A 22,810-nucleotide genomic window follows, 5' to 3' on the forward strand; every position below is an offset into this window, starting at 1 on the left:
TTTATTTGACTTTCTATATCTATTATACCAAAACTTTTTATATAAAAAACTAATATGTGCGTCTAAAAGCGATTTCTATTTTATAATCATCCTCTATTTCGCTATTTTCCAAAACTTTAAAGTAAATTTCTGACAATGCAGAACTATTCCCCACTTTAATCCAACTATCGTTACTCAGCATATAAAGTTTTTTAATCTTCTGACTATCAATTCTATCTACAAATGTCAATTTGATATTATATAATTCATCATCATAGATTATTGATCTATCAATTCCTAAATGTTCATAAGGATTAATAATTTCTTCGCAAGGTATTATTTTTCTAGTATATGTATATGGTTTATAATCCTTTCCTTCTATATCTGATTTTCCAAAATTTTTATAATCTTCTTCAATCAATCCATTAATTTTATCATGATTATTTTCTAGGTAAACATTTATTATAGATTCCGCTAAATATTGCGCTTTTTTCTTATTATATAAATCTTTTGAATACTCACTTGTACTTATATTTTGCTGGTATAAAAAATTTAACGTTAAACTAAGAATAAGTAAAATCATCAGAGTAACTATAGAAATAAATCCTTTTTTCATAATCTATCACCCACATAAATGATGCTTTCATACCTATCGCTTGCACTATCATCATTTAAAATAATATGCACTGATTTTTTGTTAGGATTATAATTTAAATATAAATTTTGGCATATGCCAATTTTTATCCAAGAACCTTTCTCACTTTTGTTAGATAAATTATCGTGATATTCCTCAAGATAGTTAATTCCATCTCGATTTTTTATTCTAAATTTACTAGATATTATTTCTCCTGAATCACTAACCACGTAAGCTTTTAGATTATTTTCATCATTTCCTTCAATAATTTCAAGACTATAGGCAGATCTAACAATATTTTCTAAGTAAAGCATACAAAAAGTTGATTCTTTATATGTAATTTCTTCTTCAAAACTTTTATCGATTGACTTTAAACTAATAGAAAATATTGATGTGATAACAATTGCGATTATACTTACTATCGCAAGGCTCGCCAAAAGTTCAATTAGAGTAAAGCCATTTTTCTTCATTAACTACCTCAATTAGATCAAGTTTATAATTTTTATATTTAACCTCAATTTTATCTAAATTTTCTCCATAATAACTTCTGATGATATCTATTTCATAACCATTATAATTTTTTATTGAGTGTCCATATTCCTTATCTTCTATATCTTTAGATTTTTCGTTTTCTATAGCACTTTCTAGGGAATAAATTATTTTGCTAGCTTCTTTTTCTTTTTTAGACGCTGTCATAAGATTATTTATAGATGGTAATAGCATTGCTGCAATCAAAGCTAAAAATCCTAAGGTAACAATAATTTCAATAAGTGTGAATCCTTTTTTGTTCTTCTCTAATTCTAGCATGTCCACCTCCTACGATAACGACTAACTCGTAATTTTTCGTATTACCAGCTTTATCACTAACATTAATGCTTACAGTACCAGGATAAGTTACACTTCCATTTGAATTAAATTCTATCAAATTACCATCGTTGCTAGTTGAAAAATGTAAGAAAGTAATATAATCTAGTTGCCTAAAAATCTTATCCTCAATAAATGTATCATGGATTTTTACAATGTAACTATCTTTTCCAAATTTTATATAAGTAGTTTGTCCTGTTGCAATTGCCTTCATTTTAGCATAGTCTACATCATTAATAAGTGTTTGGAGTTCCATATTTGCCTTAATTTTATCAATAACATTAAATCTAATGCTTGCAACCCCAATAATGATTGACATTATAAATAAAACCACTATTAATTCTATTAAAGTAAAGCCCTTCTTTTTCATGAAAATATCCTTAATTTTACCATGACGATTAAAAAAGCTAGAAAAATATAGATGCAAAAGGGAATTTTGATTTTCATATTTTTATATTTAATACCGATAATTATGCCAAAAATTGCTCCAAGCCATATTGAGTAGAGAATAAAATAAATAATTTCAATATTTTCTATAAATAAAAACAAGGCAAGGTAAAAATATATATCACCATTTCCAAGACTTTTGTCAAAAATTTTATAAATTACAAAGTAAATTGCGCTAAAGGCTAGACTTATGAGAATAAAATCCAAATCAAATTTTAGGTATAAAAATCGATAAGCCAATCCTATAAGTGCCAAAATTCCAATCTGATTTATGTAAATATCAAAGCTTTTTAGATCTATTATGGCGATAACTAAGGATAAATATAGGGCAAATATCAGTAAAATCGACCTTAGAAAATTATTTGCATCAAAAAATAAAATTCCGATAATTCCACAAGTTATTTCCATAATAAAATTGTCGATAGGAATTTTTTTCTTACAATAATTGCATCTTCCTTTTAATATAAGAAAACTTATTAGGGGAATTTTCTCCCTGATTTTTAGCCTATGATTGCAAAAATCACAATGACTTGGTGGATAGATTATACTTTGATTTTTAATTTTTCTACTTATAAAACAATTGCAAAAAGAGCCAAAAATGGCTCCTAGGGCAAATATAAAAATATTAATTAACACTTTATTTTTCTCATTTTATTGGTACTTCGACAGGTTTTACATCGATGGTATCTTTGGTTATTGTTACGGTATATTCTTTAATTTCTTTAGGTGTATCAGCGCCGGCAGGAATTTCCGGCCATTTTTCTAGGTAGGTATTGCCATCGTGACTATCTTTTGTCCATGTGATAGAAGTACTGGCATCATTTATCTCACTTTGCTTTAAAATAGCTGCTGATTTTAGCATTTGCACATTGGCATTATGGGCTGTATTTGCAGCTTTTTCCCTAACGTTATTATATCTTGGAATGGCAATTGCTGCCAAAACTCCGATAATTGCTATAACAATTACAAGTTCAATTAATGTAAATCCTTTTTTCTTTTTACTTTTCATAATCTCTCCTATAGACCGATGGTATTTATAGAATCAAATATTGGTATGGCAATAGCAAAAACCACAAAGCCAACCAAAATACTCATTATTATAACCATCACAGGCTCAGCCAAATCTGCTAATTTTTTTAATTTATATATGTAATCATTAGAAAAATACTCGCTCGATTTTTTAAGAGTTTCTAGCAAATTTCCGCTATTTTCTCCAATTTCAACCATAGATTTAAACAAGGAAGAAAAAATATCTTTGTCAGTAATACTTTTTGACAAAGTCTTTCCTTGACTTATTTCATTTGTAATATTTCTAATATTTTCTTTTACGTATTCATTTTTGAAAGATTTTTCTATCATAAATAAGCTTTTTTTGATTTCAATATCCCCAGATCTGAGTATGTAAAGTAGTTTTGATACTTGATATTCCAATTTTGTTTGCCTTAATTTCTTAAAAGCTAAAAATTTATAGGCAAATTCATCCAATTTTAGCTTACTTTGCTCATCTTTTCTAAGAATTAATAGAGAAAGAGTCAAAATTAGCAGAAAAAGTACTATCAAAAATCCATAATTTTTGATAAAGTTTGAAATATCTATTAAAGCTCTGGTCGCTATTGGTAATTGTTGACCATTTTTCTCAAATACATTTTGAAAAGTAGGCAAAACAAAATTTACAACTATAGCTACGATCAAAATCATTACAAATAAAAGAATTATAGGATAAGCCATAGCTTGTTTGATAATCGATTTGTTTTTGCTCTCCTCGTTCATGTAAAAAGATAATTCGTCAAGTATTTTTGCAAAATTTCCACTTTCTTCCCCACTTTTGATAAAAGCGACAACCATGGGGTTAAAATAATTTTCATTATTTGAAAAAGCTTGGTCTATGGTCAAGCCTCTTTCTAAATCTTTATTTATTTTATCTAGGGCAAGGCTTAATTTTTTGTCAATTTGCTGATTTTCTATTATTTTTAGAGCTTTATCAAGACCAATGCCTGAGCTAATTAAAATAGATAACTGCTTTAAAAATAAGGAGATTATCCTGCCATCAATTCTGGCAGGAATAATATCCTTATTGAGTATTGATTTTAAATTATTGTTTTTTGAAGATTTCACTTTTATACAGAAAGAAGTTCTTTATTTTTCTTTTCAGCTAAAGTTTCTATTTCTTTAATAAATTTATCAGTGATTTTTTGAAGTTCTTCTTCTAATGAAAATTTATCATCTTCTGTGATTTCATCAGCTTTTTCACTTTTTTTGACTTCATCCATAGCATCACGTCTTTTATTTCTTATAGAAATTTTTGCTTCTTCTGCATATTTATTAACTTCTTTTGTATATTCCTTACGTCTTTCTTCTGTTAGAATTGGGAATGGAAGTCTTATTACTTCTCCATCATTTTGTGGATTGATGCCTATATTTGCTTTATTGATAGCGTTTTCTATTGGTGCGATATTTTTTCTATCCCATGGCTTAATTACTAATAATCTAGCTTCAGGAATAGATATTGTTGCAGCTTGATTGATTGGTGTGTCAACTCCAAAATAATTAAAAGTTATGCCATCTAAGATAGCGTCAGTAGCTCTACCAGCTTTTATAGTTGCAATTCTATCATCAAAAGATGAAACTGCTGCTTGCATTTCTTTTTCAGCGAATTTTTTAATTTGATCGTAATTCATTAAAATTTCTCCTTTACAATTGTTCCTATTGGTTTTTCATCTTTAAATATTCTAACCAAGTTTTCTGGATCGTCAATTCCAAAAGCTATAAGTGGCATGCTATTGTCCATAGCAAGACTTGAAGCTGTTGTGTCCATGATTTTGATTTCTTTTTGTAAAATCTCTTTATATGTCAATTTGTCATATTTTATGGCATCGTCATAGACATTTGGGTCCTTATCATAGATGCCATCGGTGCCAGTTTTTCCTAGCAAAATAACATCAGCATTGATTTCTAAAGCTCTTAAACTTGCTGTTGTGTCGGTTGAAAAATATGGAAGGCCAGTTCCAGCAGAAAAGATAACGATTCTTCCTTTTTCAAGGTGTCTTACAGCTCTTCTTCTAATATAAGGTTCTGCAACTTCTGTCATTGAAATAGCAGTCATTAGTCTTGTTTCAAGTCCCATTTCTTCTAAGGTGCCTTGAATTCTAAGTCCATTCATAACAGTTCCAAGCATTCCTATATTATCAGAACTTGCTCTGTCTATAAAATTTCCACTTCTACCACGCCAAAAGTTTCCACCGCCTACAACTATTGCTATTTCAACTCCTAGCATATAAGTTTCCTTTATTGCTATGCAAATTTTTTCTATTACTTCATCATCAAATCCAAAACCTTTGGATCCAGCAAGTGCTTCACCACTTAGTTTTAATACAATTCTTTTAAATTTTTGCAAAATCCCCTCCTACTTACTATAAATTATAACCTATTTTGAAAATTTTTAACAGATTAAATAAATATTTACAATTTTAATTTTATCAAATTATATAATAGTAAAATAAATCGCTAATCTCCAATAACAATTATAATTTTTAAAAAATTATCCTTAATGTTCTAAATTTAAAATCAATTTAAAAAACTGAAGTTTATTTTATAAACTCCAGTTTTATTCTACTAGTCATCAGAACTTTGTATCTCTTCTTCATCATCACTTGCTGAATGGATAGCACTTGGATCTTCTGTTAATTTTGCTCTAATTTTTTCTTCAATTTCATTCATAATATCTGTATTTTCCTCTAGGTAGGTTTTTACTTTTTCTCTTCCTTGACCTAGTTTTTCATCCCCATAAGAAAACCAGCTTCCAGCTTTATCGATAATTCCTTCTTCTACTGCTGTATCTAGGATAATTCCAGATTTTGAAATTCCTTGACCATACATTATGTCAAATTCCACAACTTTAAATGGTGGTGCAACTTTATTTTTTACAATTTTTACTCTAGTGCGTGAACCTATAGAATTATCACCTTCTGTAATGGTTTTAATTCTTCTTATATCAAGTCTTACTGAAGAATAAAATTTCAAGGCACGTCCACCTGTCGTAGTTTCTGGGGAACCGTATGATACTCCAACCTTATCTCTTAGTTGGTTTATAAATAATACAGTTGTATTTGTCTTTGAAATTGAACCTGTAAGTCTTCTTAGAGCCTGACTCATAAGTCTAGCTTGAAGTCCTACATGACTTGCTCCCATTTCTCCTTCTATTTCAGCTTTTGGAACAAGGGCTGCAACAGAGTCAATAACTATTAAATCCACTGCTTGAGAGCGAACTAAATGCTCTGCTATATCCAAACCTTGCTCTCCAGTGTCTGGTTGAGATAAGATTAGATTATCTATATCAACTCCAAGATTTCTTGCGTATTCTGCATCCATAGCGTGTTCTGCATCTATAAAGGCACAAGTATTGCCTTCTTTTTGATCTTCAGCTATTATGTGTAAAGCAAGTGTTGTTTTACCAGAAGATTCTGGACCATAAACTTCGATCACTCTTCCCCTTGGTATACCACCTACTCCAAGGGCAACATCTAAATTTATTGCTCCAGTTGGAATTGCTGAAACTGAAACATGGGGTCTATCGCCCATTTTCATTATTGCGCCTTTGCCATATTTTTTTTCTATGGCTGTAAAGGCTTGATCTAAAGCTTTTTGTTTATCATCTGAATAATTTTTTTCTTTTTTTGCCACATTTATCTCCTATATATTTTCTAAGTCCAAAACTTGTTTATTTTTAATTATATAATCGTAACCTGAAATTATTGTAAGTACTACTGCAAGGTAGAAAACGTAGATACCTATGCTATTTAATGTAGTATTATTTAATAAAAGTAAAACTAAAGCTATCATTTGGCTGGTTGTTTTTAATTTGCCCCATTTACTTGCTGCAATTGTTATTCCTTGGTCAGCTGCAAGGGTTCTAAAACCTGTAATTGCAAGTTCACGAGCGATTATTACTATAACTGCCCATGATGGTAAAGTATTATCTCCTACCAAAACTACAAAGGCTGCCATGGTCAAAAGTTTATCTACTAGAGGATCCACAAATTTACCAAAGGTCGTTACAATATTACGGCTTCTTGCAAGATGTCCATCAACAGCATCGGTTAAAGATGCAATGATAAAAATTAAAGCAGCAACATTATAAGTTCTGCCACAACTATAAAACAATACCAAGAAAACAGGGATCAAAAACAATCTTATCAAAGTAACTTTATTTGCTATATTCATCTTTTTCCTCCTTCAAAATAACTCCTATCTACCAAAACTTTACGAGGTTTGCTTCCTTCGTAAGGGCCTACAAGACCCTTTGCTTCCAATTGATCGATGATTCTTCCAGCTCTGGCATAACCAATTCTAAGCTTTCTTTGCAAAAGTGAAACAGATGCTGTATTTTCATCTATTATGATTTGTATAGCTTCATCTAAGAGTTCATCTTCATCATCAATTTCTTTTACTTTTGAATTTTCCTCAACTGTTTCAATTGCCTCTTTATTATAAGAAGCTTCTTTGTCTTCTTTAATGTATTGTACAACTTTCAAAACTTCTTTATCAGAAATAAAGGCTCCTTGAATTCTTAGTGGTCTCATAGAATCGCTTGATTGGTAAAGCATATCGCCCTTGCCCAATAATTTTTCTGCACCTGCCTGATCGAGAATTGTCCTTGAATCGGTTTGACTTGTAACTGCAAAGGAAATTCTTGATGGAATATTGGCCTTAATAGTTCCTGTAACAACATCTACTGTTGGTCTTTGAGTTGCTATTACCAAATGTATTCCACAAGCACGAGACTTTTGTGCCAAACGCATTATATAATCCTCAACCTCACTTGCTGCGGTCATCATAAGGTCTGCAAGCTCGTCAATTATTACGACTATATACGGCAAATTTTCCATGGATTCGTCAAATTTAGCTTTTTCCTTATAACCTTTGATATCTCTAACATGATATTTTTGAAAAGCCTTGTATCTTTTTTCCATTTCTCCAATTGCCCAAAATAATGAAGAGCTGGCTTTTTTAGGATCTGTAATTACTGGCATTATTAAATGTGGAATGCCATTATAAACAGATAATTCCACAACTTTTGGATCGATCATTAAAAGTTTTACTTCTTCTGGAGAATGTTTGTAGAGTATACTCATTATTATTGTGTTTATACAAACGGATTTTCCTGAGCCTGTTGCTCCTGATACCAAAAGATGGGGCATTTTTTCTATGGCTGAAACAATTGGATCACCTGCTATGGATTTACCCATGGCAAAGGGAATTTCACTTTTGGAATTTATAAAATCAGCGCTTGAAATAATCTCCTTAAATCCAACTACCTCCTTGCTGCGATTTGGTACTTCTATTCCCACATGACTTTTGCCAGGAATTGGTGCAAGTATTCTAATCCCACTTGTCGCCAAAGAAAGTGCCAAATCATCTGATAGGTTTAAGATTCTTGAAACTTTTACACCTCTTTGAGGTTTTATTTCATAGCAAGTTACAGTTGGCCCAACGTCTATTTGAACAACTTTTGCTAAAATCCCAAAACTTTCAAGAGTTTCTTCAATAGCTCTTGCCTTGTTTTTTATTTCATCTCTATCGACAACCCCCTCATTTGATCTGTCAGTTAATAAATTGCTAGTAGGATAGTTGTAAGAGTCGAAATCTTTTTTTGTAGCTTGGTCTATATCTTTGATTTCTATTTGCTTTGATTTATAATCTTTGATATCTATTTCATTTTTTGAGTCATCGTCTAAATCTAGCATTGGAACTGGTTTAAAGATATTGATGTCATCAAAATTATCGTCTGCAAATATATCTTTTTTTTGTTTTTTGCTTTCTCCAATAATTTGATCCAGATTTATCTTATCATCTTCTATAGTTTTTGGTTTTTCACTAGATTTTTCTTTTTTGGATTTTTTATCTCTTCTTTTTTGCTTTTTGTTATCGGAAAATGTTTTGATTTTATTTACAATTAATTTAATAAAATCTCTCAATTTTACGAAAAATTGCCTGTAAGTTATTGGACTAATTCCAACAACAAACAAAAATAAACTTATCCAAAATAGGATCTTTACTCCCAAAGTACCAATGAAACTTACCAGATAAAATGATAAGAATCCTCCGACAATGCCTCCACCTTCGCTAGCATGAACCCTATTATAATCAATTGTCCATCCCAAATCATATCTTACAAATTCTTTAGATAGATAAGCAAACATTATAAGTATAAAAAAATATAGCAATAAAAATTCTTTGATATTAGAAAGATATCTATCCCTATAAGCAAATAAAAAGCTTATGAAAATAACCACTGGTATCACTAGGCAATATTTGCCAAAAGCCGTCGTAAATCCACCACTAATGGCTAGGCCAAGCTTTCCAGTATTTGCTGATAATATAAAGATAAATAGGAAAATTGATAAGGCCATCATGATAAGCGATAGAACGTTAATGTCAAAGACAAATTGTCTTTTCTTATTTTTCATATTCTTAGGAGGTTTTCCCGTTGATTTTTTTCTTACTCTGTTGTTATTTTTACTATTTGTCATATGTCCCTCCTTATAAATTATATATTATCCTGCCAAAAAAAGAAACCTTTAAAGAAAAAAGCAGCCAGATCTTCCAGCTGCTCTTTGAAAATCATATTAAGCTTTTTCCAAATTAGGCTTAGTTATAATCGTTAGTATTATGAAAACAATGGAAAATCCGAATAATACTAAGCTATTCATATTAAAAAATGAATAATCACCTTTACTCATGATGTCTTTTATATTTGAAATATAATAAAAGGCCGGAAATATTTTTCCTAATTTTATGGCAAAGTCACCCAAAAGTTCTTGAGGAACAAATATTCCTGTAAGAAATGACGATCCCAATGAAAATACGTTCATAATTCCTGTTATGGTATTTTCATTTTTTGCAAGTTTTGAAACAAGTACGGCAAAGCAAACTATGGTGGCTGTAAAAAGGAGAGCATTTGCCATCATTTGTACAATTTGTCTAGAAAAAGAAAAATCTTTAAAATAGAAACAATACAGTAAAACATATATTAACCATATTGCAAATCCTGATACAATATGCCCTAAAATCAACTGAAAATCCTGGGTAGATTTTTTCATTGGTGAAATTAAATTTCTCTTTTTTGTTTGGTCTTTATTATAAGTTAGGTTAATAGTTCCAACTATAAGAATTATCTGACTCATAATAATATAGGCCATCATTTGGAAATAAAATGGACTATCTTTTTTGTAATTTTTGCTAAGGCTATTAACTTTTACATCGATATTTTTCTTAAAATTATCTTCTGTATTTTTTATTGCTTCGCTTGTGGAAAATCCTGCTTTCTCAAAAGTTTCGATCTGATTAATAAAAGAATCTAAATCATTTTTTGCAAAAAGCGTGTATGAGTCATTGTAAACTTCTTTAAATTTCAACTTGTGATTTTTTTCAAAATCCTTTGGTATATTTATAGCGCAGACTATCTGTTCTAAAAATAGCTTGTCATCAAGTAAGTCTTCGTCTACATCAACTAAAGTATGGTTTTCGTCAATAAAATTTACCACAGCTTTTGAGATTTCTGTATTAGACTCATCTTTTACATATATAGGTAATTTCGTTGATGTATATTTACTTATTGGATCACCAGATTCTGCAAATATGAACATGAATACGAAAAATATTATTGCGTAAATTATTAACGATTTCTTGTGGCTTTTTAGTATTTTAAAATAATTTTTAAAGACTATCATATTGCTTACCTCGAGTAAATATATAAGTTAATAGCACAAGTACTATGGTCACTCCTATTAGCCAAATAAGGTTGTTGTAGTACCTATCCAAATTATCGTAATAATACAAGGAATATATTCCATCACTGATTAATGCTACTGGATTAAGTTTATTTATCAAAGGAGCTTTTTCAGAAATAATTATTTTAATTTCAGCGACCATCATACCAGCCAAAAAGGACAATAGTAAAGATATAGCTAAACCTATACCAATTTTTGTATCAATATTTGCCTTATTGCAAGAACCTATTACCATACCAAGGCTAACACCTGTAAGAGATCCTATGGCTACAATTAATAATAATTGGGGTAATTTATTTGAAAAATCTACGCCCAAAATCTTATTAAAAACCACCATTGTAAATAGGGCAATAAAAAAGTTTAATAAAAATCCCACACACATTGATGACAAAAGGCTTATCTTTTTGTTTAGAGGTGATATGGCATTTCTTTTTGCTATGGTGGTCAAATTTGCCTCATATTGGAAGATTATAGAAAGTCCCCAAGCATATCCATAAATAATTTGAAAACCAATTAGTGCAAAGAAAAATGTCATCGTTGGATCCATGTCTTTATTTGGATTTCCACTTTCTATATGTGTCTTATCGGTAAAAAGATTTGAAAGATCAGTAGTTGGGTCTTTTTCCATAATGGTTCTTACCATATTTTCATTCATATTATAATATTTAAGAATATTTACAAGAATACTTTCTCTAACGCCATTTTTCTTTAAAATGACCTTATCTTTTTTATCAATGTAGGCGCTTATATCATCTTGATCTAAGATTTTCTCATCTTTAGCTGATATTGGATCAAGTAAGTCCTCATCTTTCATTTGATCGGTAAAATTTTTAAAATACTCATCATCAAGCAAGCTTTCATTTACTCCAACTTTAATTGCTTCAAAATTATTGGAATCCTTAACATTGCCTAAAGCAAGTTTAAAAAACACTCCCAAAACTAGAGGAAAGATTAGAGCCCAAAAAATCATTGCTTTTTGGCGCAAAAATACTTTTAATGTCTTTTTAAATTCATGAAAAAACATATTAATCCCTCAATTCTTTGCCTGTTAATGATAAAAATACGTCATTTAAAGAAGGTGATTCGCTTGATAAGCTATCATAATTTATAGAATTTTCATTTAAGATGTTTATAAGTTTTATCAAATTATCCTTACCATGAGTAAAACTTAAATGGTAAAATTCGTCTTTCTTTTCTATACCTATCAGACTATCGATGGCTCTAATTTTTTCAATAACATCTTCATTTATAATTTCACTAGCAAATGAAACTTTCTCATTAACTTCAATTAAATCCTTTAAGCTCTCAGAAGTTCCTTTGGCTATAACTTTTCCCCTATCGATTATAACTATGTCATCGCAAAGTTCTTCAACTTCATCCATGTAATGTGATGTGTAAATTACTGTTGCGCCCTTTTCGTTTAATTTTTTTATGCCTTCCAAAATATTATTTCTTGATTGGGGATCAACTGCTACAGTTGGCTCGTCAAATATTATTATTTCAGGTTTGTGAGCTATGCCGCAAGCTATATTTAGCCTTCTTAAAAGTCCACCAGAAAGTTCTTTTGGTTTAAATTTTAGGAAATCATTAAGGCCCACAAGATCAATAGTTTCATCGATTAGCTCTTTTCTCTTTTTCTTATCTTTTATGTAAAGACCACAAAAATAATCAATATTTTCATATACACTTAATTCATCATAAACTCCCACATCTTGAAAAACTACACCGATTTTTTCCTTGATATCGTAAGATTCTGGAGTCATTTCCTTGCCATAAATCTTGATAGATCCACTATCTTTACTAAGTAAAGCAAGCATACAATTTATAGTTGTAGATTTTCCTGAACCGTTAGGGCCTAGTAAACCTAAAATTTTTCCTTTTTTTACATCTAAATCTAAATTATCAACAGCTTTTAGTTTTTTATAAGATTTAACAAGTCCTCTAACTTCAATTATATTTTCCATAGGCTCCTCCTAATAAAATTATAGCATGATTTTTTGCAATATTTTAGACTTAACAAAAATTTTACAAGAACTTAAAGATACTTTAATATAAGCTTTCAAATAAAAAAATCGATAAGAAATTAATATTCTTACCGACTTATTTTTTATTTATCGTGTTTTCTTGGATCTTCATCTGCTGGCCAAGCTTCTTGTTTCCTGTTTCTTTTATTATCCTTGAAATCTTCTTTATCTTTATTTTCTATTAGAGCTTTTCTTGATAAGTTTATTCTTCCTTGTCTGTCAATTTCTGTAACTTTTACTGTCACTTCATCTCCAATTTTTAGGACATCTTCAACTTTATCAACTCTCTTATGATCGATTTGTGAAATGTGTAATAAACCCTCTTTGCCAATTGCAATTTCTACAAAGGCTCCAAAATTCATTATTCTTGTAACTTTACCTGTGTAAATATCCCCTGCTTTTGGATCTGTTACGATTGATTTTATCATTTCGATTGCTCTTTTACCACTAGCTCCGTCAGTTGATGCAACTGTTATATGACCATTATCTTCTGTATCTATTGTTACTCCAGTTTCATCGATGATTTTGTTAATTGTCTTTCCGCCAGAACCGATTACATCACGAACTTTTTCTGGATCTATATCTATGGTAAATAATCTTGGTGCATATTCTGATATGTCAGCTCTGGGTGCTTTTATGGTATTTTCTATCAAATCTAGGATTTGCATTCTAGCTTCTTTGGCATTTGCTAAAGATTCTTGCAAAATTTCACGGCTTATACCAGAAATTTTCATATCCATTTGTAGGGCTGTGATTCCATCACGAGTTCCTGCAACTTTGAAATCCATATCTCCCAAATGATCTTCAAGGCCTTGAATATCTGTTAGTATAGAAATTGAATTTTCTTCTTTTATAAGACCCATGGCAATTCCTGCTACTGGTTTTTTGATTGGAACTCCTGCATCCATAAGTGATAAGGTTGATCCACAAATTGATGCTTGGGAACTTGAACCATTTGAAGATAAAACTTCAGATACAACTCTTATTGTATATGGGAAGTCACTTTCATCTGGCAATACTGGAATTAATGCTCTTTCTGCAAGGCGACCATGGCCAATTTCTCTTCTTCCTGGAGCTCTAAGAGGTTTGATATCTCCAACTGAAAATGGTGGGAAATTATATTGATGCATATATCTTTTTGTAATTTCTTTTCTGTTTAAGCCATCAATTACTTGTACATCTGCTGGGGAACCTAAGGTTACTACTGATAAAACTTGAGTTTGACCTCTTTTAAATAAACCTGAACCGTGAACTCTTGGTAAAGTTCCTACTTCAGCTGAAAGTGGTCTAATTTCTTTCATAGCTCTACCATCAGGTCTAATTTTATCAATTGAAATCATACGACGAACTTCTTTTTTCATTATATCATCTATAACTCTGTGAATTTCATCTTCGCTTTCTGGATATTCTTCTAAGAATTTTTCCCTAGCTTGATTTTCTATATTAGTAATCGCATCTTCCCTTTGCATTTTATCAGTTGTTCTAATGGAATTTTTCACATCTTCTTGATATTCTGCTATGATTTTTTCTTCAAGTTCAGATGGTACTATGACTTCAACAAGATTTTTTTCCTTGCCAATTTCATCTATTATGCTTTGAGTAAATTCGCAAATATGACCTATTTCTTCATGAGCTAAAAGCATAGCTTCAAGCATTTGCTCTTCTGTAAGTTCATTTGCTCCAGCTTCAACCATATTTATAGCATCTTTGCTTCCTGCAACTGTAAGATCTAGTTTTGAATTTTCTCTTTCTTTTTCATTTGGATTAATAATAAATTTACCATCTACAAATCCAACAGAAACTGCAGCTACTGGTCCATAAAAAGGTATATCTGATATTCCAAGGGCAATGCTTGCACCTATAGTTGATAGGCAATCTGGAAGATTATCTTCATCCATTGACAAAACAGTTGCTATAACTTGAACATCATTGTAATAATTTTCAGGGAAAAGTGGACGAAGTGGTCTATCCATTTGACGGGATATCAATGTCGCTTCATCACTTGCTTTGCCCTCTCTTTTCAAAAATCCTCCAGGGATTTTGCCTACAGCATATAACTTTTCTTGAAAATCACAAATAAGTGGGAAAAAGTCTATTCCCTCTCTTGGTTTTTCGCTTGCCACTGCTGTTACTAAAAGTGATGTATCTCCACTTCTAATATAACATTCTCCATTGGCTTGTTCTGCAAATTTTCCTATAGTTACGTCAAGATTAAATCCATGGCTTGAACTATACTTATAATTTTTTTCCATAATTTCTCCCTAAAAAATAAGGCGGGTAATCCCCGCCAATAATTAACCTCTTATTCCTACTCTTTCGATAATTAATCTATATCTGTCGATATCTCTATCTTTTAAGTAGTTTAGTAATCCTCTTCTACGTCTAATCATTTTGAAAAGTCCTCTTCTTGATGAGTGATCTTTTGGATTAGCTTTTAAGTGTTCAGTTAGTTCTTTGATTCTATAGCTTAAAATAGCTATTTGTACTTCTGGAGATCCTGTATCTCCTTCTTCTAATTGGTATTCTTTGATTAATTCTTGTTTCTTTTCTGTAGTTAACATAATTTCCTCCTAATTAACATTTGCCTTAGGCCTTGCAAAAGTCGAGGTTTCAATTACCAAGCCTAGGTACCTATGTAATTATACCAATAAAAAAAGCATTTGTAAAGTTTACAAATACTTATTTTTTATACGTTCATAGGCCATCTTTTTATCTTTATTCATTTGATTTATTAATTCATCTACGCTATTAAATTTAAAATCTCCTCTGAAAAATTCCAAAAACTCAATTGAAATATTTTCGCCATAGATATTTTCATTAAAATCCAATATATATGTTTCTATTTTTCTTTCCTTGTTTTCAAAAGTAGGGTTTGTTCCAATATTTGTCAATGCAAAGTATTTTTTGCCTCTAACATTTGCCTGTGTTAGGTAAACTCCATCAATAGGAATTAGGTAATTATAGGATAATTTCAAATTAGCTGTTGGAAAATTCATATTTCTACCTCTTTGGTGGCCATAAATTACACTGCCTCTAATTTGGTAATGCCTTGCCAGATAGCTATTTGCTTTTTCGATATTTCCAGCTTTTATAAATTCTCTTATGGATCTTGATGAAATTTTTGTGCCATTATCATAAGCAAATTCTATGACTTCTGTTTTGATATCAAATGTATCTTCATAAGATTTTAAGGTATCGACATTGCCCTTGGCGTTTTTGCCAAAATGATAGTCATCGCCTACTACAACAACCTTGGTATTAAGCTTTTTGTAAAGAATTTCTTCTACAAATTCTCTTGGTGAAAGAGACCTAAATATATCGTTAAATTCGATTATGCAAAAATTATCGATGCCCATATTAGATAAGATTTCAATTTTATCATCAAGGCTTGTAAGATATTCATCTTGATCTTTTAAGGTTTTTCTAGTATTTTCTTTAAATAGCAAAACTGATGAATTTAGCTTATATTTTTTTGAAATTTCAATGTTTTTTTTCATAAGTTTTTGATGGCCCTTGTGGATTCCATCAAAATTTCCAAGTGATACTACTTTGGGGTTTACATCAGTTAGTCCCTTATCAAGGTCAATTACTTTTATATTATTTCTCATAAAATACTTTCTCCATTTTTAGAAAATACTGATTATTACTCTTAAAATTTTTACCAAGACCAATAAATTCATCTTCAACATAGACTCTTAATAAATCGTCAGAATAAATTTTATCAATCTTCATGGTCATTCCATTTGTCGCTTGTCTGAGGTAAGCTTTATCCAAAATTATTTCTTTGTAAGCTTTTAGGGCAAAGTCTACTGGCTTTATTTTTTTAATTATTTCTTCTTTGTCAATATTTAGCAAATCTTCTGATTTTATGGAATTTTCTATATAAAAATCCCCAACTTTGCTGCGAATTAGGCTATTTACATAGGCAAAAGAACCAAGGCTTTCTCCCAAATCATCGATTAAGGTTCTAATGTAGGTTCCCTTTGAGCAAGTTATTTTAAAAGTCGCTTGAGGAAAGGAAAAATCCTCTAGCATAAAATCGTAAATTGTAACGATTCTTTCTTTTCTTTCAACTTCTATGCCTTTTCTTGCCAAATCGTACATTTTTTCGCCATTTATTTTTATGGCCGAATACATGGGAGGAATTTGCCTTATTTGCCCTTTGAATTCCTGCATTTTTTCTAGCAAGGTATTTTTATCAAAAACCACTTGAGATTTATTAATAATTTTGCCGGAATAATCTAAAGTATCAGTTTTTTTGCCAAAAATTGCTTCAGTGATGTATTCTTTTTTCTCATCCATCAGAAAATCGGAAACTCTTGTGGCCTTGCCTATGACAATTGGCAAAACTCCACTAGCTTCCAAATCAAGTGTGCCAGTATGTCCTACTTTTTTTGTATCGAGGGCTTTTTTTACTAAACTTACACACTTATTTGATGATATTCCTTTTTCTTTATTTATATTTAAAATTCCACTAATCATCTATATTTTTTAATATTTCCAAGGCTTTTTGCTTAGCTTTTTCTAAATTTTCTTCAAATATTGAAAATCCACTTGCTCTAATGTGACCACCGCCTCCGTTTTCACGAGCTGTTTTAGAAACATCTACATCTTTTGAGCGTAGTGAGATTTTATATTCATTTTCTCCATATTCTTTCAAAAGCATTGATATTTCAATTCCTTCTAGATCACGAAGAGTATTTACCACATTTTCTGCATCTCCCATTTGAACCTTGTGTTTTTCTACAAGGTCTATGCTAGCTAGGGAAAAAACTTTATCGTCAAAAAATTCAGCATTTGAAATCATTTCATTTTCAAATTTCATCACATTTATTGGCTTTGATTGGTAAAGATTTTTGTAAACAAATTGCATATCAGCACCTTTTGTTGAAAGTTTGCCTGCAATATTGAAGGTATTTTCACTTACATCGGCATACATAAATCTTCCAGTATCTGTAACTATGCCAGCAAATAATAAGGTAGCTGTTATTTCATCTAATGGAAAATCTAATCTATCAATTATTTCATAGACTAGCTCGCAAGTAGCTGGTGAATCATCAACTATTATGTTTAGATCAGATTGGATTTTCCCTCCAACGTGGTGGTCAATAACTGCTGTTTTTTTAGAATTTTCTGCTATGGAAACAGCCTTTCCTATCCTATTTATCTCTGAGCAATCCAAAATCAAAAATAAATCATAAGAATCTTTATAATCCTTTGAATAGTATTTAAGATCAGGCAAAAATTTAAGATAATTGTCTATCTCATCATGGCCAATGACATCACATTTTTTGCCATAATTTCTTAGAGATCTTGCAAATGCCAATGATGAGCCTATATTATCTCCATCAGGATTTACGTGAGAAGCTATAGCTATTGTTTCTGCCTGATCGATTAATTCTTTTAATTTTAATAATTTTTCATTATTAATTTTCATCTTCTCTATGAGACCTTTCGTCTTTTTCGATTGTTTCTGCTATTAGTTTATCCATGTATGCACCATATTCTATGGATTTATCAAGTTTAAAACGAAATTCTGGCATTGATCTAAGTCTCATACGATCTCCTATTAGCATCTTGATGTAACCTTTGGCTTGGTTTATGGCATCCATTACATCATCTTTTTTATCCTTATCTCCAAGGACTGATATATAACAATCTGCATAGGATAGGTCGTTTGTAACATTAACTTCTGTTACTGAAATACTTGCTATGTCAGAAAGTCTTGGATCATTTAAGTCATCACGAATTATTTTGGATAATTCTTTTTGAACTTCAGCTCCTATTCTTTCAGTTCTAATTTTTTTCATTATATTCTCTCTTTTTCAACTATCTCGTAGGCTTCCATTTCATCTCCTACTTTGATATCATTAAATCTATTTAGTCCAATTCCGCCCTCATAGCCTGAAGCTAATTCTTTGGCGTCATCTTTAAATCTTTTCATTGATGAAATATCGCCATCAAATATCACTACATTATCTCTAAGTAGTCTGATTTTTGCTCTTCTTGGAATTGTTCCATTTGTTACCATAACTCCTGCTATGGTTCCTACTGATGGAACTTTGAAAGTATCACGAACTTCAGCACGACCTAAAATTTCTTCGCTAAATTCTGGATCTAGCATTCCCTTGATAGCTTTTTCTACATCTTCAATTGCTTCATATATTACGCTATAGGTTCTAATTTCAATGTTATTATCTTTGGCTCTTTCCATTGCTCCTTGGGTTGGACGAACGTTAAAGCCTATAATTATAGCATTTGATGCTTGAGCTAATAATACATCTGATTCTGTAATTCCACCTACAGCTCCAGCTACTACTGTTACCTTGACCTCATCGTTTGAAAGTTTGATTAATGATTGGCTTACAGCATCAACTGTTCCTTTAACATCTGTTTTTACTATTATATTTAGATCTTTAAGTTTTCCTTCGGTTGCTTCTCCAGAAAGTTCTTCTAGGCTTGCGCCTTTTGCCATAAGTCTTTCTTCTCTTTTTTGTTCGCTAGCTTTTGCTGCATAAGAACGAGCTATTTTTTCATCTTCAACTGCAAATAATTTATCTCCAGCTTCTGCAACATCGGATAAGCCTAAAATTTGAACTGGGATTGAAGGACCAGCTTCTTTGATTTGTTCACCTTTTGAGTCAAACATTGCACGGATTCTTCCTGAAGATGATCCAGTTAGAACATAATCTCCTTCATGCAAAGTTCCTTTTTGAACTAGAACTGTTGCAACTGGACCACGAGCCTTATCTAATTGAGCCTCAATTATTAGTCCTACTGCATTTCTATTAGGATTTGCCTTTAGCTCTTTCATTTCTGCTACTAATAAGACCATTTCTAATAGCTCATCAATGCCTTGACCAGTTTTAGCAGATACATTTACTGTAATTGTATCTCCGCCCCAATCTTCAGATACTAATCCATATTCCATTAATTCTTGTTTTACTCTGTTAGGATCAGCTTCTTCTTTATCGCATTTATTTACTGCCACAACTATTGGAATATTTGCTGCTTTGGCATGGTTTATTGCTTCGACAGTTTGAGGCATAACTCCATCATCTGCTGCTACTACAAGAATAGCTATATCTGTAGATTGAGCTCCTCTCATTCTCATTTCTGTGAAGGCTTCATGGCCTGGTGTATCAAGAAATGTTATAGCTCCTGCATCTAGATTTACGCAATAAGCTCCTATATGTTGGGTTATTCCACCAGCTTCACCTCTTGTGACATGGCTATCTCTTATGCGATCAAGTATTGATGTTTTACCATGGTCAACATGGCCCATTACTGAAACAACTGGTGCTCTTGTTATAAGATCACTTTCTTTATCTTCATAATCAAGATCTATCTCTTGCTCTTCAACTGCTGAATATTCTTGCTCAAGGCTAATTTCTTTACCAAAATCTATGGCTACTAGTTCAGCTTGTTCAAAATCAATAGGATCATTTAATCCTGCCATTATTCCTAATTGAATTAGTTTTCCAATTATGGCGTTGGCGCTTTCACCAATTTTTTCTGCAAATTGACCTACGTTTATGACTTCTGGTATTTCTATTTTTGAATTTTTATCTTTGTTGTTATTTGACTGATTTATAGTTTTTGTTCCTTTTGATTTCTTAGTTTTTTTCTTCCTGTTTTTCTTAACCTTGTTAAAGTCCTCATTTAAAAAACCTTTTGCTTGGTCAGATTTTTTTTGTTTGGTGTTTTTATTTGACTTTGTAAATTTTTCTTTGGTTATGACAAGTTCATCGTCGTAATCATCTAATTCGTCTACATCGTCTATAAAATCTTGTATTTTTTTATTATTCTTCATACTTGGTTTTTTGGCTTTTTTCTCGTTTTTATGGCCTTTTTCTAGATCTTTGTTAGCTGTGTCATCTTTCTTATTTTTATCTTCTTTTTCTTCTTTGAAATATTCATTGATTATTTCTAAATTTTCGCCACTTACACTTGACATATGAGATTTGATATCAAGTCCAAACTCATCATTTAGAAATTTAACCATTTCTTTTGCTGGCATACCATGTTTCTTTGCTAGTTCGTACACTCTCATTTTGTTAGCCATATTCTACCCCTTACTTTATTTCATAAGCTTCTATCTCCTCATAAAGTTTGTCATCAATCTTTTGTTTGAATACTCGATTAAGCTTATTATTCTTCTTAACATCTTCTAGACAAGCCTTATCTTTGCAAATATAGGCTCCTCTACCGTTAAGTTTTCCTGTTTCATCTATTACAATTCCAAGCTCCTTATTGTTTACTATTCTAAGGAGATCTTTTTTGTCATAAAGCTTCCCACAAGCAATACATTTTCTTTGTGGAATCTTTTTAGTTTTTGTCATTTATTCTAATTCCTCTAAATCAAGGTCTTCGTTTTCTTCCTCATTACCCAAGCTATTTTCATCATTATTTTCTAATATAAATTCATCTTCTTCGGATAATATTTCTTCTTTATCTTTGCTATCAGAATTTTCTACTAATCCTAGTAGTTGGTCAATTTCATCTTTATTCATCTTATCAAAATCTTCTTTTGATTTTATGTCTATTTTCCAACCGGTTAATCTTGCAGCGAGCCTTGCATTTTGACCTTCCTTGCCTATAGCTAGGGAAAGTTGATATTCGTTTACTACTACTAAGGATTGTTTTTTGTTTTCATTTACCAAAACTTCTACTATATCCGCAGGTGATAAGGCATTTGAAATGAATTTTTTGATGTCCTTGTCATAATTAATTATATCTATTTTTTCATTTTGTAATTCTTCTACAATAGAATTTACACGAATGCCTTTATATCCTATGCAAGCTCCAACAGCGTCTATGCCATCATCATTTGAAAATACTGCTATTTTTGTCCTGCTTCCAGCTTCTCTTGCTATGGAATATATTTCGATGATTCCATCTGTAATTTCTGGAACTTCAAGTTCAAAAAGTCTTGTTACTAGATTTTCACTTGCACGTGAAAGAATTATTTGAGGTTCTTTTGAGGAACTTCTTACATCTTTTATAAGAAATTTCATTCTTTCGTTTGCTATATATTTTTCGCCTGCAACTTGTTCTTTTACTGGAACCACTCCCTCAATTTTGTCAAGATTTACATAAACATTGAATTTATCTTCTCTTTGGATTGTTCCTGTGATCATTTCATTTTCTCTATCCACGTATTCACCATAGACAGAATCTCTTTGTGCATCTCTGATTTTTTGGATTACTATATTTCTTGCAGTTTGAGCTGCTACTCTTCCGAAATTTTTAGGAGCAATTTTTATTCTTGCCACATCTCCAATTTCTAAATTTTTATCAATTTCTTTAGCATCTTTTAAAGAAATCTCATTTACTCTATTATCCACGTTCTCAACAACATCTTTTAGGGCAAATACTTCTATATTTCCAGTTTCTTTATCTATAACTACATCCACATTTTCTGCGTTGTCGTAGTTTTTTTGATAACTTTTAACTAGAGCCTTTTCAAGGGCATCAAGTATTATTTCTTTATCGATGTTTTTTTCCTTCTCTAGCTCGTCTAGGGCTAGCATGAAATCTTCATTCATCAATTCTCCTTAAAAAACAATTTCAATGTTTATTTGCTTAATTTCTTCTCTTGGCACTGATTTTTTTTCTTCATTTGATTTTTCTAGGCTAAAAAGTAAATCATCATCGTTAATTTCTTCGATATGTCCTAAAAAACTATTCCCATTTTTTAGCTTAACTCTCAGTAATTCCTTGTAATTTCTAATCAAATCTCTGTCAGTTTTTAGTGGTCTTGACAAATCTTGACTTGATACCTCCAGATAGTAGCTAGATTTGATTAAATCAAGCTCGTCAAGTTTCTCATCAATGAAATTACTTACTTTTTCACAATCTTCAATAGTTATTCCATCTTCATCATAGATATAAAAAGTTAGGATTTTCCCATCTTTTCCACCCTTAAATTCTATGTCGCAAAGTTCATATCCAAGTGTATTTATATCTTCTTCAAAGCTTTCTTTAAGTTTGTTAATTAAATCCATCTTACCATCCCTTGCTAATACAATATAAAAGAGCGGAAAATCTCCCACTCTTTTAACTAAATTTAT

At 31.0% G+C, this 22,810-nt stretch carries 25 protein-coding genes; all 25 read right to left on the reverse strand.

The window, feature by feature from the left end:
- Window positions 1-49: 49 nt before the first annotated feature.
- Window positions 50-595 carry a hypothetical protein gene (locus GAN53_RS00270; RefSeq protein WP_151409056.1) on the reverse strand — a complete coding sequence of 182 codons (546 nt, stop codon included), beginning with the start codon at window positions 593-595 and terminating at the stop codon, window positions 50-52.
- On the reverse strand, window positions 592-1,083 hold the full coding sequence (locus tag GAN53_RS00275; RefSeq protein WP_151409057.1) for a prepilin-type N-terminal cleavage/methylation domain-containing protein: 492 nt from the start codon (window positions 1,081-1,083) through the stop codon (window positions 592-594). Before GAN53_RS00275 ends, GAN53_RS00270 begins: the two co-directional genes overlap by 4 nt.
- Entirely contained in the window at window positions 1,055-1,420 is a 366-nt protein-coding gene (locus GAN53_RS00280; RefSeq protein WP_151409058.1) for a type II secretion system protein, read from the reverse strand. Before GAN53_RS00280 ends, GAN53_RS00275 begins: the two co-directional genes overlap by 29 nt.
- Window positions 1,377-1,847, reverse strand: coding sequence for a prepilin-type N-terminal cleavage/methylation domain-containing protein (locus tag GAN53_RS00285; RefSeq protein ID WP_151409059.1), 471 nt, complete (start codon window positions 1,845-1,847; stop codon window positions 1,377-1,379). The genes GAN53_RS00280 and GAN53_RS00285 overlap by 44 nt, the downstream gene beginning before the upstream one ends.
- Window positions 1,844-2,560, reverse strand: a complete 717-nt coding sequence (locus GAN53_RS00290; protein WP_151409060.1) for a prepilin peptidase — start codon at window positions 2,558-2,560, stop codon at window positions 1,844-1,846. Before GAN53_RS00290 ends, GAN53_RS00285 begins: the two co-directional genes overlap by 4 nt.
- 10 nt (window positions 2,561-2,570) lie before the next feature.
- Window positions 2,571-2,933, reverse strand: coding sequence for a type II secretion system protein (locus GAN53_RS09945; protein ID WP_151409061.1), 363 nt, complete (start codon window positions 2,931-2,933; stop codon window positions 2,571-2,573).
- Window positions 2,934-2,941: 8 nt separating this feature from the next.
- Window positions 2,942-4,039 (reverse strand): type II secretion system F family protein, encoded by a 1,098-nt coding sequence (locus GAN53_RS00300; protein ID WP_151409062.1) that lies wholly within the window; start codon window positions 4,037-4,039, stop codon window positions 2,942-2,944.
- A 2-nt stretch (window positions 4,040-4,041) separates the two neighbouring features.
- Entirely contained in the window at window positions 4,042-4,602 is a 561-nt protein-coding gene (gene frr, locus GAN53_RS00305; RefSeq protein ID WP_151409063.1) for a ribosome recycling factor, read from the reverse strand.
- The gene (gene pyrH, locus GAN53_RS00310) at window positions 4,602-5,318 is read right to left on the reverse strand and encodes a UMP kinase (protein ID WP_099320347.1); all 717 of its coding nucleotides are present in this window, start codon (window positions 5,316-5,318) and stop codon (window positions 4,602-4,604) included. Before pyrH ends, frr begins: the two co-directional genes overlap by 1 nt.
- Window positions 5,319-5,536: 218 nt before the next feature.
- A complete protein-coding gene (gene recA, locus GAN53_RS00315; RefSeq protein ID WP_151409064.1) occupies window positions 5,537-6,604 on the reverse strand; it encodes a recombinase RecA in 1,068 nt (355 codons plus the stop codon).
- Window positions 6,605-6,613: 9 nt separating this feature from the next.
- Entirely contained in the window at window positions 6,614-7,144 is a 531-nt protein-coding gene (pgsA, locus tag GAN53_RS00320; RefSeq protein ID WP_151409065.1) for a CDP-diacylglycerol--glycerol-3-phosphate 3-phosphatidyltransferase, read from the reverse strand.
- Window positions 7,141-9,453: an FtsK/SpoIIIE family DNA translocase gene (locus tag GAN53_RS00325; protein WP_151409066.1), complete on the reverse strand. Its 2,313-nt coding sequence runs from the start codon at window positions 9,451-9,453 to the stop codon at window positions 7,141-7,143. The genes pgsA and GAN53_RS00325 overlap by 4 nt, the downstream gene beginning before the upstream one ends.
- A 96-nt stretch (window positions 9,454-9,549) precedes the next feature.
- The gene (locus GAN53_RS00330) at window positions 9,550-10,653 is read right to left on the reverse strand and encodes an ABC transporter permease (protein ID WP_151409067.1); all 1,104 of its coding nucleotides are present in this window, start codon (window positions 10,651-10,653) and stop codon (window positions 9,550-9,552) included.
- Window positions 10,640-11,737 (reverse strand): ABC transporter permease, encoded by a 1,098-nt coding sequence (locus GAN53_RS00335; RefSeq protein WP_151409068.1) that lies wholly within the window; start codon window positions 11,735-11,737, stop codon window positions 10,640-10,642. The genes GAN53_RS00330 and GAN53_RS00335 overlap by 14 nt, the downstream gene beginning before the upstream one ends.
- Window position 11,738: 1 nt before the next feature.
- Window positions 11,739-12,677, reverse strand: coding sequence for an ABC transporter ATP-binding protein (locus GAN53_RS00340; RefSeq protein ID WP_151409069.1), 939 nt, complete (start codon window positions 12,675-12,677; stop codon window positions 11,739-11,741).
- A 143-nt stretch (window positions 12,678-12,820) separates the two neighbouring features.
- Window positions 12,821-14,989: a polyribonucleotide nucleotidyltransferase gene (pnp, locus tag GAN53_RS00345; protein WP_151409070.1), complete on the reverse strand. Its 2,169-nt coding sequence runs from the start codon at window positions 14,987-14,989 to the stop codon at window positions 12,821-12,823.
- A 42-nt stretch (window positions 14,990-15,031) separates the two neighbouring features.
- On the reverse strand, window positions 15,032-15,298 hold the full coding sequence (gene rpsO / locus GAN53_RS00350; protein WP_151409071.1) for a 30S ribosomal protein S15: 267 nt from the start codon (window positions 15,296-15,298) through the stop codon (window positions 15,032-15,034).
- Between the two features lie 108 nt (window positions 15,299-15,406).
- Window positions 15,407-16,345 carry a bifunctional riboflavin kinase/FAD synthetase gene (locus tag GAN53_RS00355; protein WP_151409072.1) on the reverse strand — a complete coding sequence of 313 codons (939 nt, stop codon included), beginning with the start codon at window positions 16,343-16,345 and terminating at the stop codon, window positions 15,407-15,409.
- The gene (gene truB, locus GAN53_RS00360; protein ID WP_151409073.1) at window positions 16,335-17,219 is read right to left on the reverse strand and encodes a tRNA pseudouridine(55) synthase TruB; all 885 of its coding nucleotides are present in this window, start codon (window positions 17,217-17,219) and stop codon (window positions 16,335-16,337) included. The genes GAN53_RS00355 and truB overlap by 11 nt, the downstream gene beginning before the upstream one ends.
- A complete protein-coding gene (locus GAN53_RS00365) occupies window positions 17,212-18,174 on the reverse strand; it encodes a DHH family phosphoesterase (RefSeq protein ID WP_151409074.1) in 963 nt (320 codons plus the stop codon). Before GAN53_RS00365 ends, truB begins: the two co-directional genes overlap by 8 nt.
- Window positions 18,164-18,547 (reverse strand): 30S ribosome-binding factor RbfA, encoded by a 384-nt coding sequence (gene rbfA / locus GAN53_RS00370; protein WP_099320335.1) that lies wholly within the window; start codon window positions 18,545-18,547, stop codon window positions 18,164-18,166. The genes GAN53_RS00365 and rbfA overlap by 11 nt, the downstream gene beginning before the upstream one ends.
- Window positions 18,547-20,802 (reverse strand): translation initiation factor IF-2, encoded by a 2,256-nt coding sequence (gene infB / locus GAN53_RS00375; protein WP_151409075.1) that lies wholly within the window; start codon window positions 20,800-20,802, stop codon window positions 18,547-18,549. The genes rbfA and infB overlap by 1 nt, the downstream gene beginning before the upstream one ends.
- Window positions 20,803-20,812: 10 nt before the next feature.
- Window positions 20,813-21,079: an RNase P modulator RnpM gene (rnpM, locus tag GAN53_RS00380; RefSeq protein ID WP_151409076.1), complete on the reverse strand. Its 267-nt coding sequence runs from the start codon at window positions 21,077-21,079 to the stop codon at window positions 20,813-20,815.
- Window positions 21,080-22,285: a transcription termination factor NusA gene (gene nusA / locus GAN53_RS00385; RefSeq protein WP_151409077.1), complete on the reverse strand. Its 1,206-nt coding sequence runs from the start codon at window positions 22,283-22,285 to the stop codon at window positions 21,080-21,082.
- A 9-nt stretch (window positions 22,286-22,294) separates the two neighbouring features.
- Window positions 22,295-22,744, reverse strand: a complete 450-nt coding sequence (rimP, locus tag GAN53_RS00390; RefSeq protein WP_151409078.1) for a ribosome maturation factor RimP — start codon at window positions 22,742-22,744, stop codon at window positions 22,295-22,297.
- Window positions 22,745-22,810: the final 66 nt, after the last annotated feature.

The sequence above is a fragment of the Anaerococcus sp. Marseille-P9784 genome (genome assembly GCF_902500265.1).
Taxonomy (GTDB): domain Bacteria; phylum Bacillota; class Clostridia; order Tissierellales; family Peptoniphilaceae; genus Anaerococcus.

Coding starts and splice junctions, on each gene's coding strand:
- truB (WP_151409073.1), bottom strand. CDS start 17,219: ATGATTAGTGGAATTTTAAATATAAATAAAGAAAAAGGAATATCATCA.
- rnpM (WP_151409076.1), bottom strand. CDS start 21,079: ATGACAAAAACTAAAAAGATTCCACAAAGAAAATGTATTGCTTGTGGG.
- GAN53_RS00340 (WP_151409069.1), bottom strand. CDS start 12,677: ATGGAAAATATAATTGAAGTTAGAGGACTTGTTAAATCTTATAAAAAA.
- infB (WP_151409075.1), bottom strand. CDS start 20,802: ATGGCTAACAAAATGAGAGTGTACGAACTAGCAAAGAAACATGGTATG.
- GAN53_RS00325 (WP_151409066.1), bottom strand. CDS start 9,453: ATGACAAATAGTAAAAATAACAACAGAGTAAGAAAAAAATCAACGGGA.
- GAN53_RS00270 (WP_151409056.1), bottom strand. CDS start 595: ATGAAAAAAGGATTTATTTCTATAGTTACTCTGATGATTTTACTTATT.
- rpsO (WP_151409071.1), bottom strand. CDS start 15,298: ATGTTAACTACAGAAAAGAAACAAGAATTAATCAAAGAATACCAATTA.
- GAN53_RS00275 (WP_151409057.1), bottom strand. CDS start 1,083: ATGAAGAAAAATGGCTTTACTCTAATTGAACTTTTGGCGAGCCTTGCG.
- pgsA (WP_151409065.1), bottom strand. CDS start 7,144: ATGAATATAGCAAATAAAGTTACTTTGATAAGATTGTTTTTGATCCCT.
- GAN53_RS00280 (WP_151409058.1), bottom strand. CDS start 1,420: ATGCTAGAATTAGAGAAGAACAAAAAAGGATTCACACTTATTGAAATT.
- GAN53_RS00330 (WP_151409067.1), bottom strand. CDS start 10,653: ATGATAGTCTTTAAAAATTATTTTAAAATACTAAAAAGCCACAAGAAA.
- rimP (WP_151409078.1), bottom strand. CDS start 22,744: ATGGATTTAATTAACAAACTTAAAGAAAGCTTTGAAGAAGATATAAAT.
- frr (WP_151409063.1), bottom strand. CDS start 4,602: ATGAATTACGATCAAATTAAAAAATTCGCTGAAAAAGAAATGCAAGCA.
- GAN53_RS09945 (WP_151409061.1), bottom strand. CDS start 2,933: ATGAAAAGTAAAAAGAAAAAAGGATTTACATTAATTGAACTTGTAATT.
- GAN53_RS00335 (WP_151409068.1), bottom strand. CDS start 11,737: ATGTTTTTTCATGAATTTAAAAAGACATTAAAAGTATTTTTGCGCCAA.
- GAN53_RS00285 (WP_151409059.1), bottom strand. CDS start 1,847: ATGAAAAAGAAGGGCTTTACTTTAATAGAATTAATAGTGGTTTTATTT.
- rbfA (WP_099320335.1), bottom strand. CDS start 18,547: ATGAAAAAAATTAGAACTGAAAGAATAGGAGCTGAAGTTCAAAAAGAA.
- GAN53_RS00355 (WP_151409072.1), bottom strand. CDS start 16,345: ATGAGAAATAATATAAAAGTAATTGACCTTGATAAGGGACTAACTGAT.
- GAN53_RS00365 (WP_151409074.1), bottom strand. CDS start 18,174: ATGAAAATTAATAATGAAAAATTATTAAAATTAAAAGAATTAATCGAT.
- nusA (WP_151409077.1), bottom strand. CDS start 22,285: ATGAATGAAGATTTCATGCTAGCCCTAGACGAGCTAGAGAAGGAAAAA.
- pnp (WP_151409070.1), bottom strand. CDS start 14,989: ATGGAAAAAAATTATAAGTATAGTTCAAGCCATGGATTTAATCTTGAC.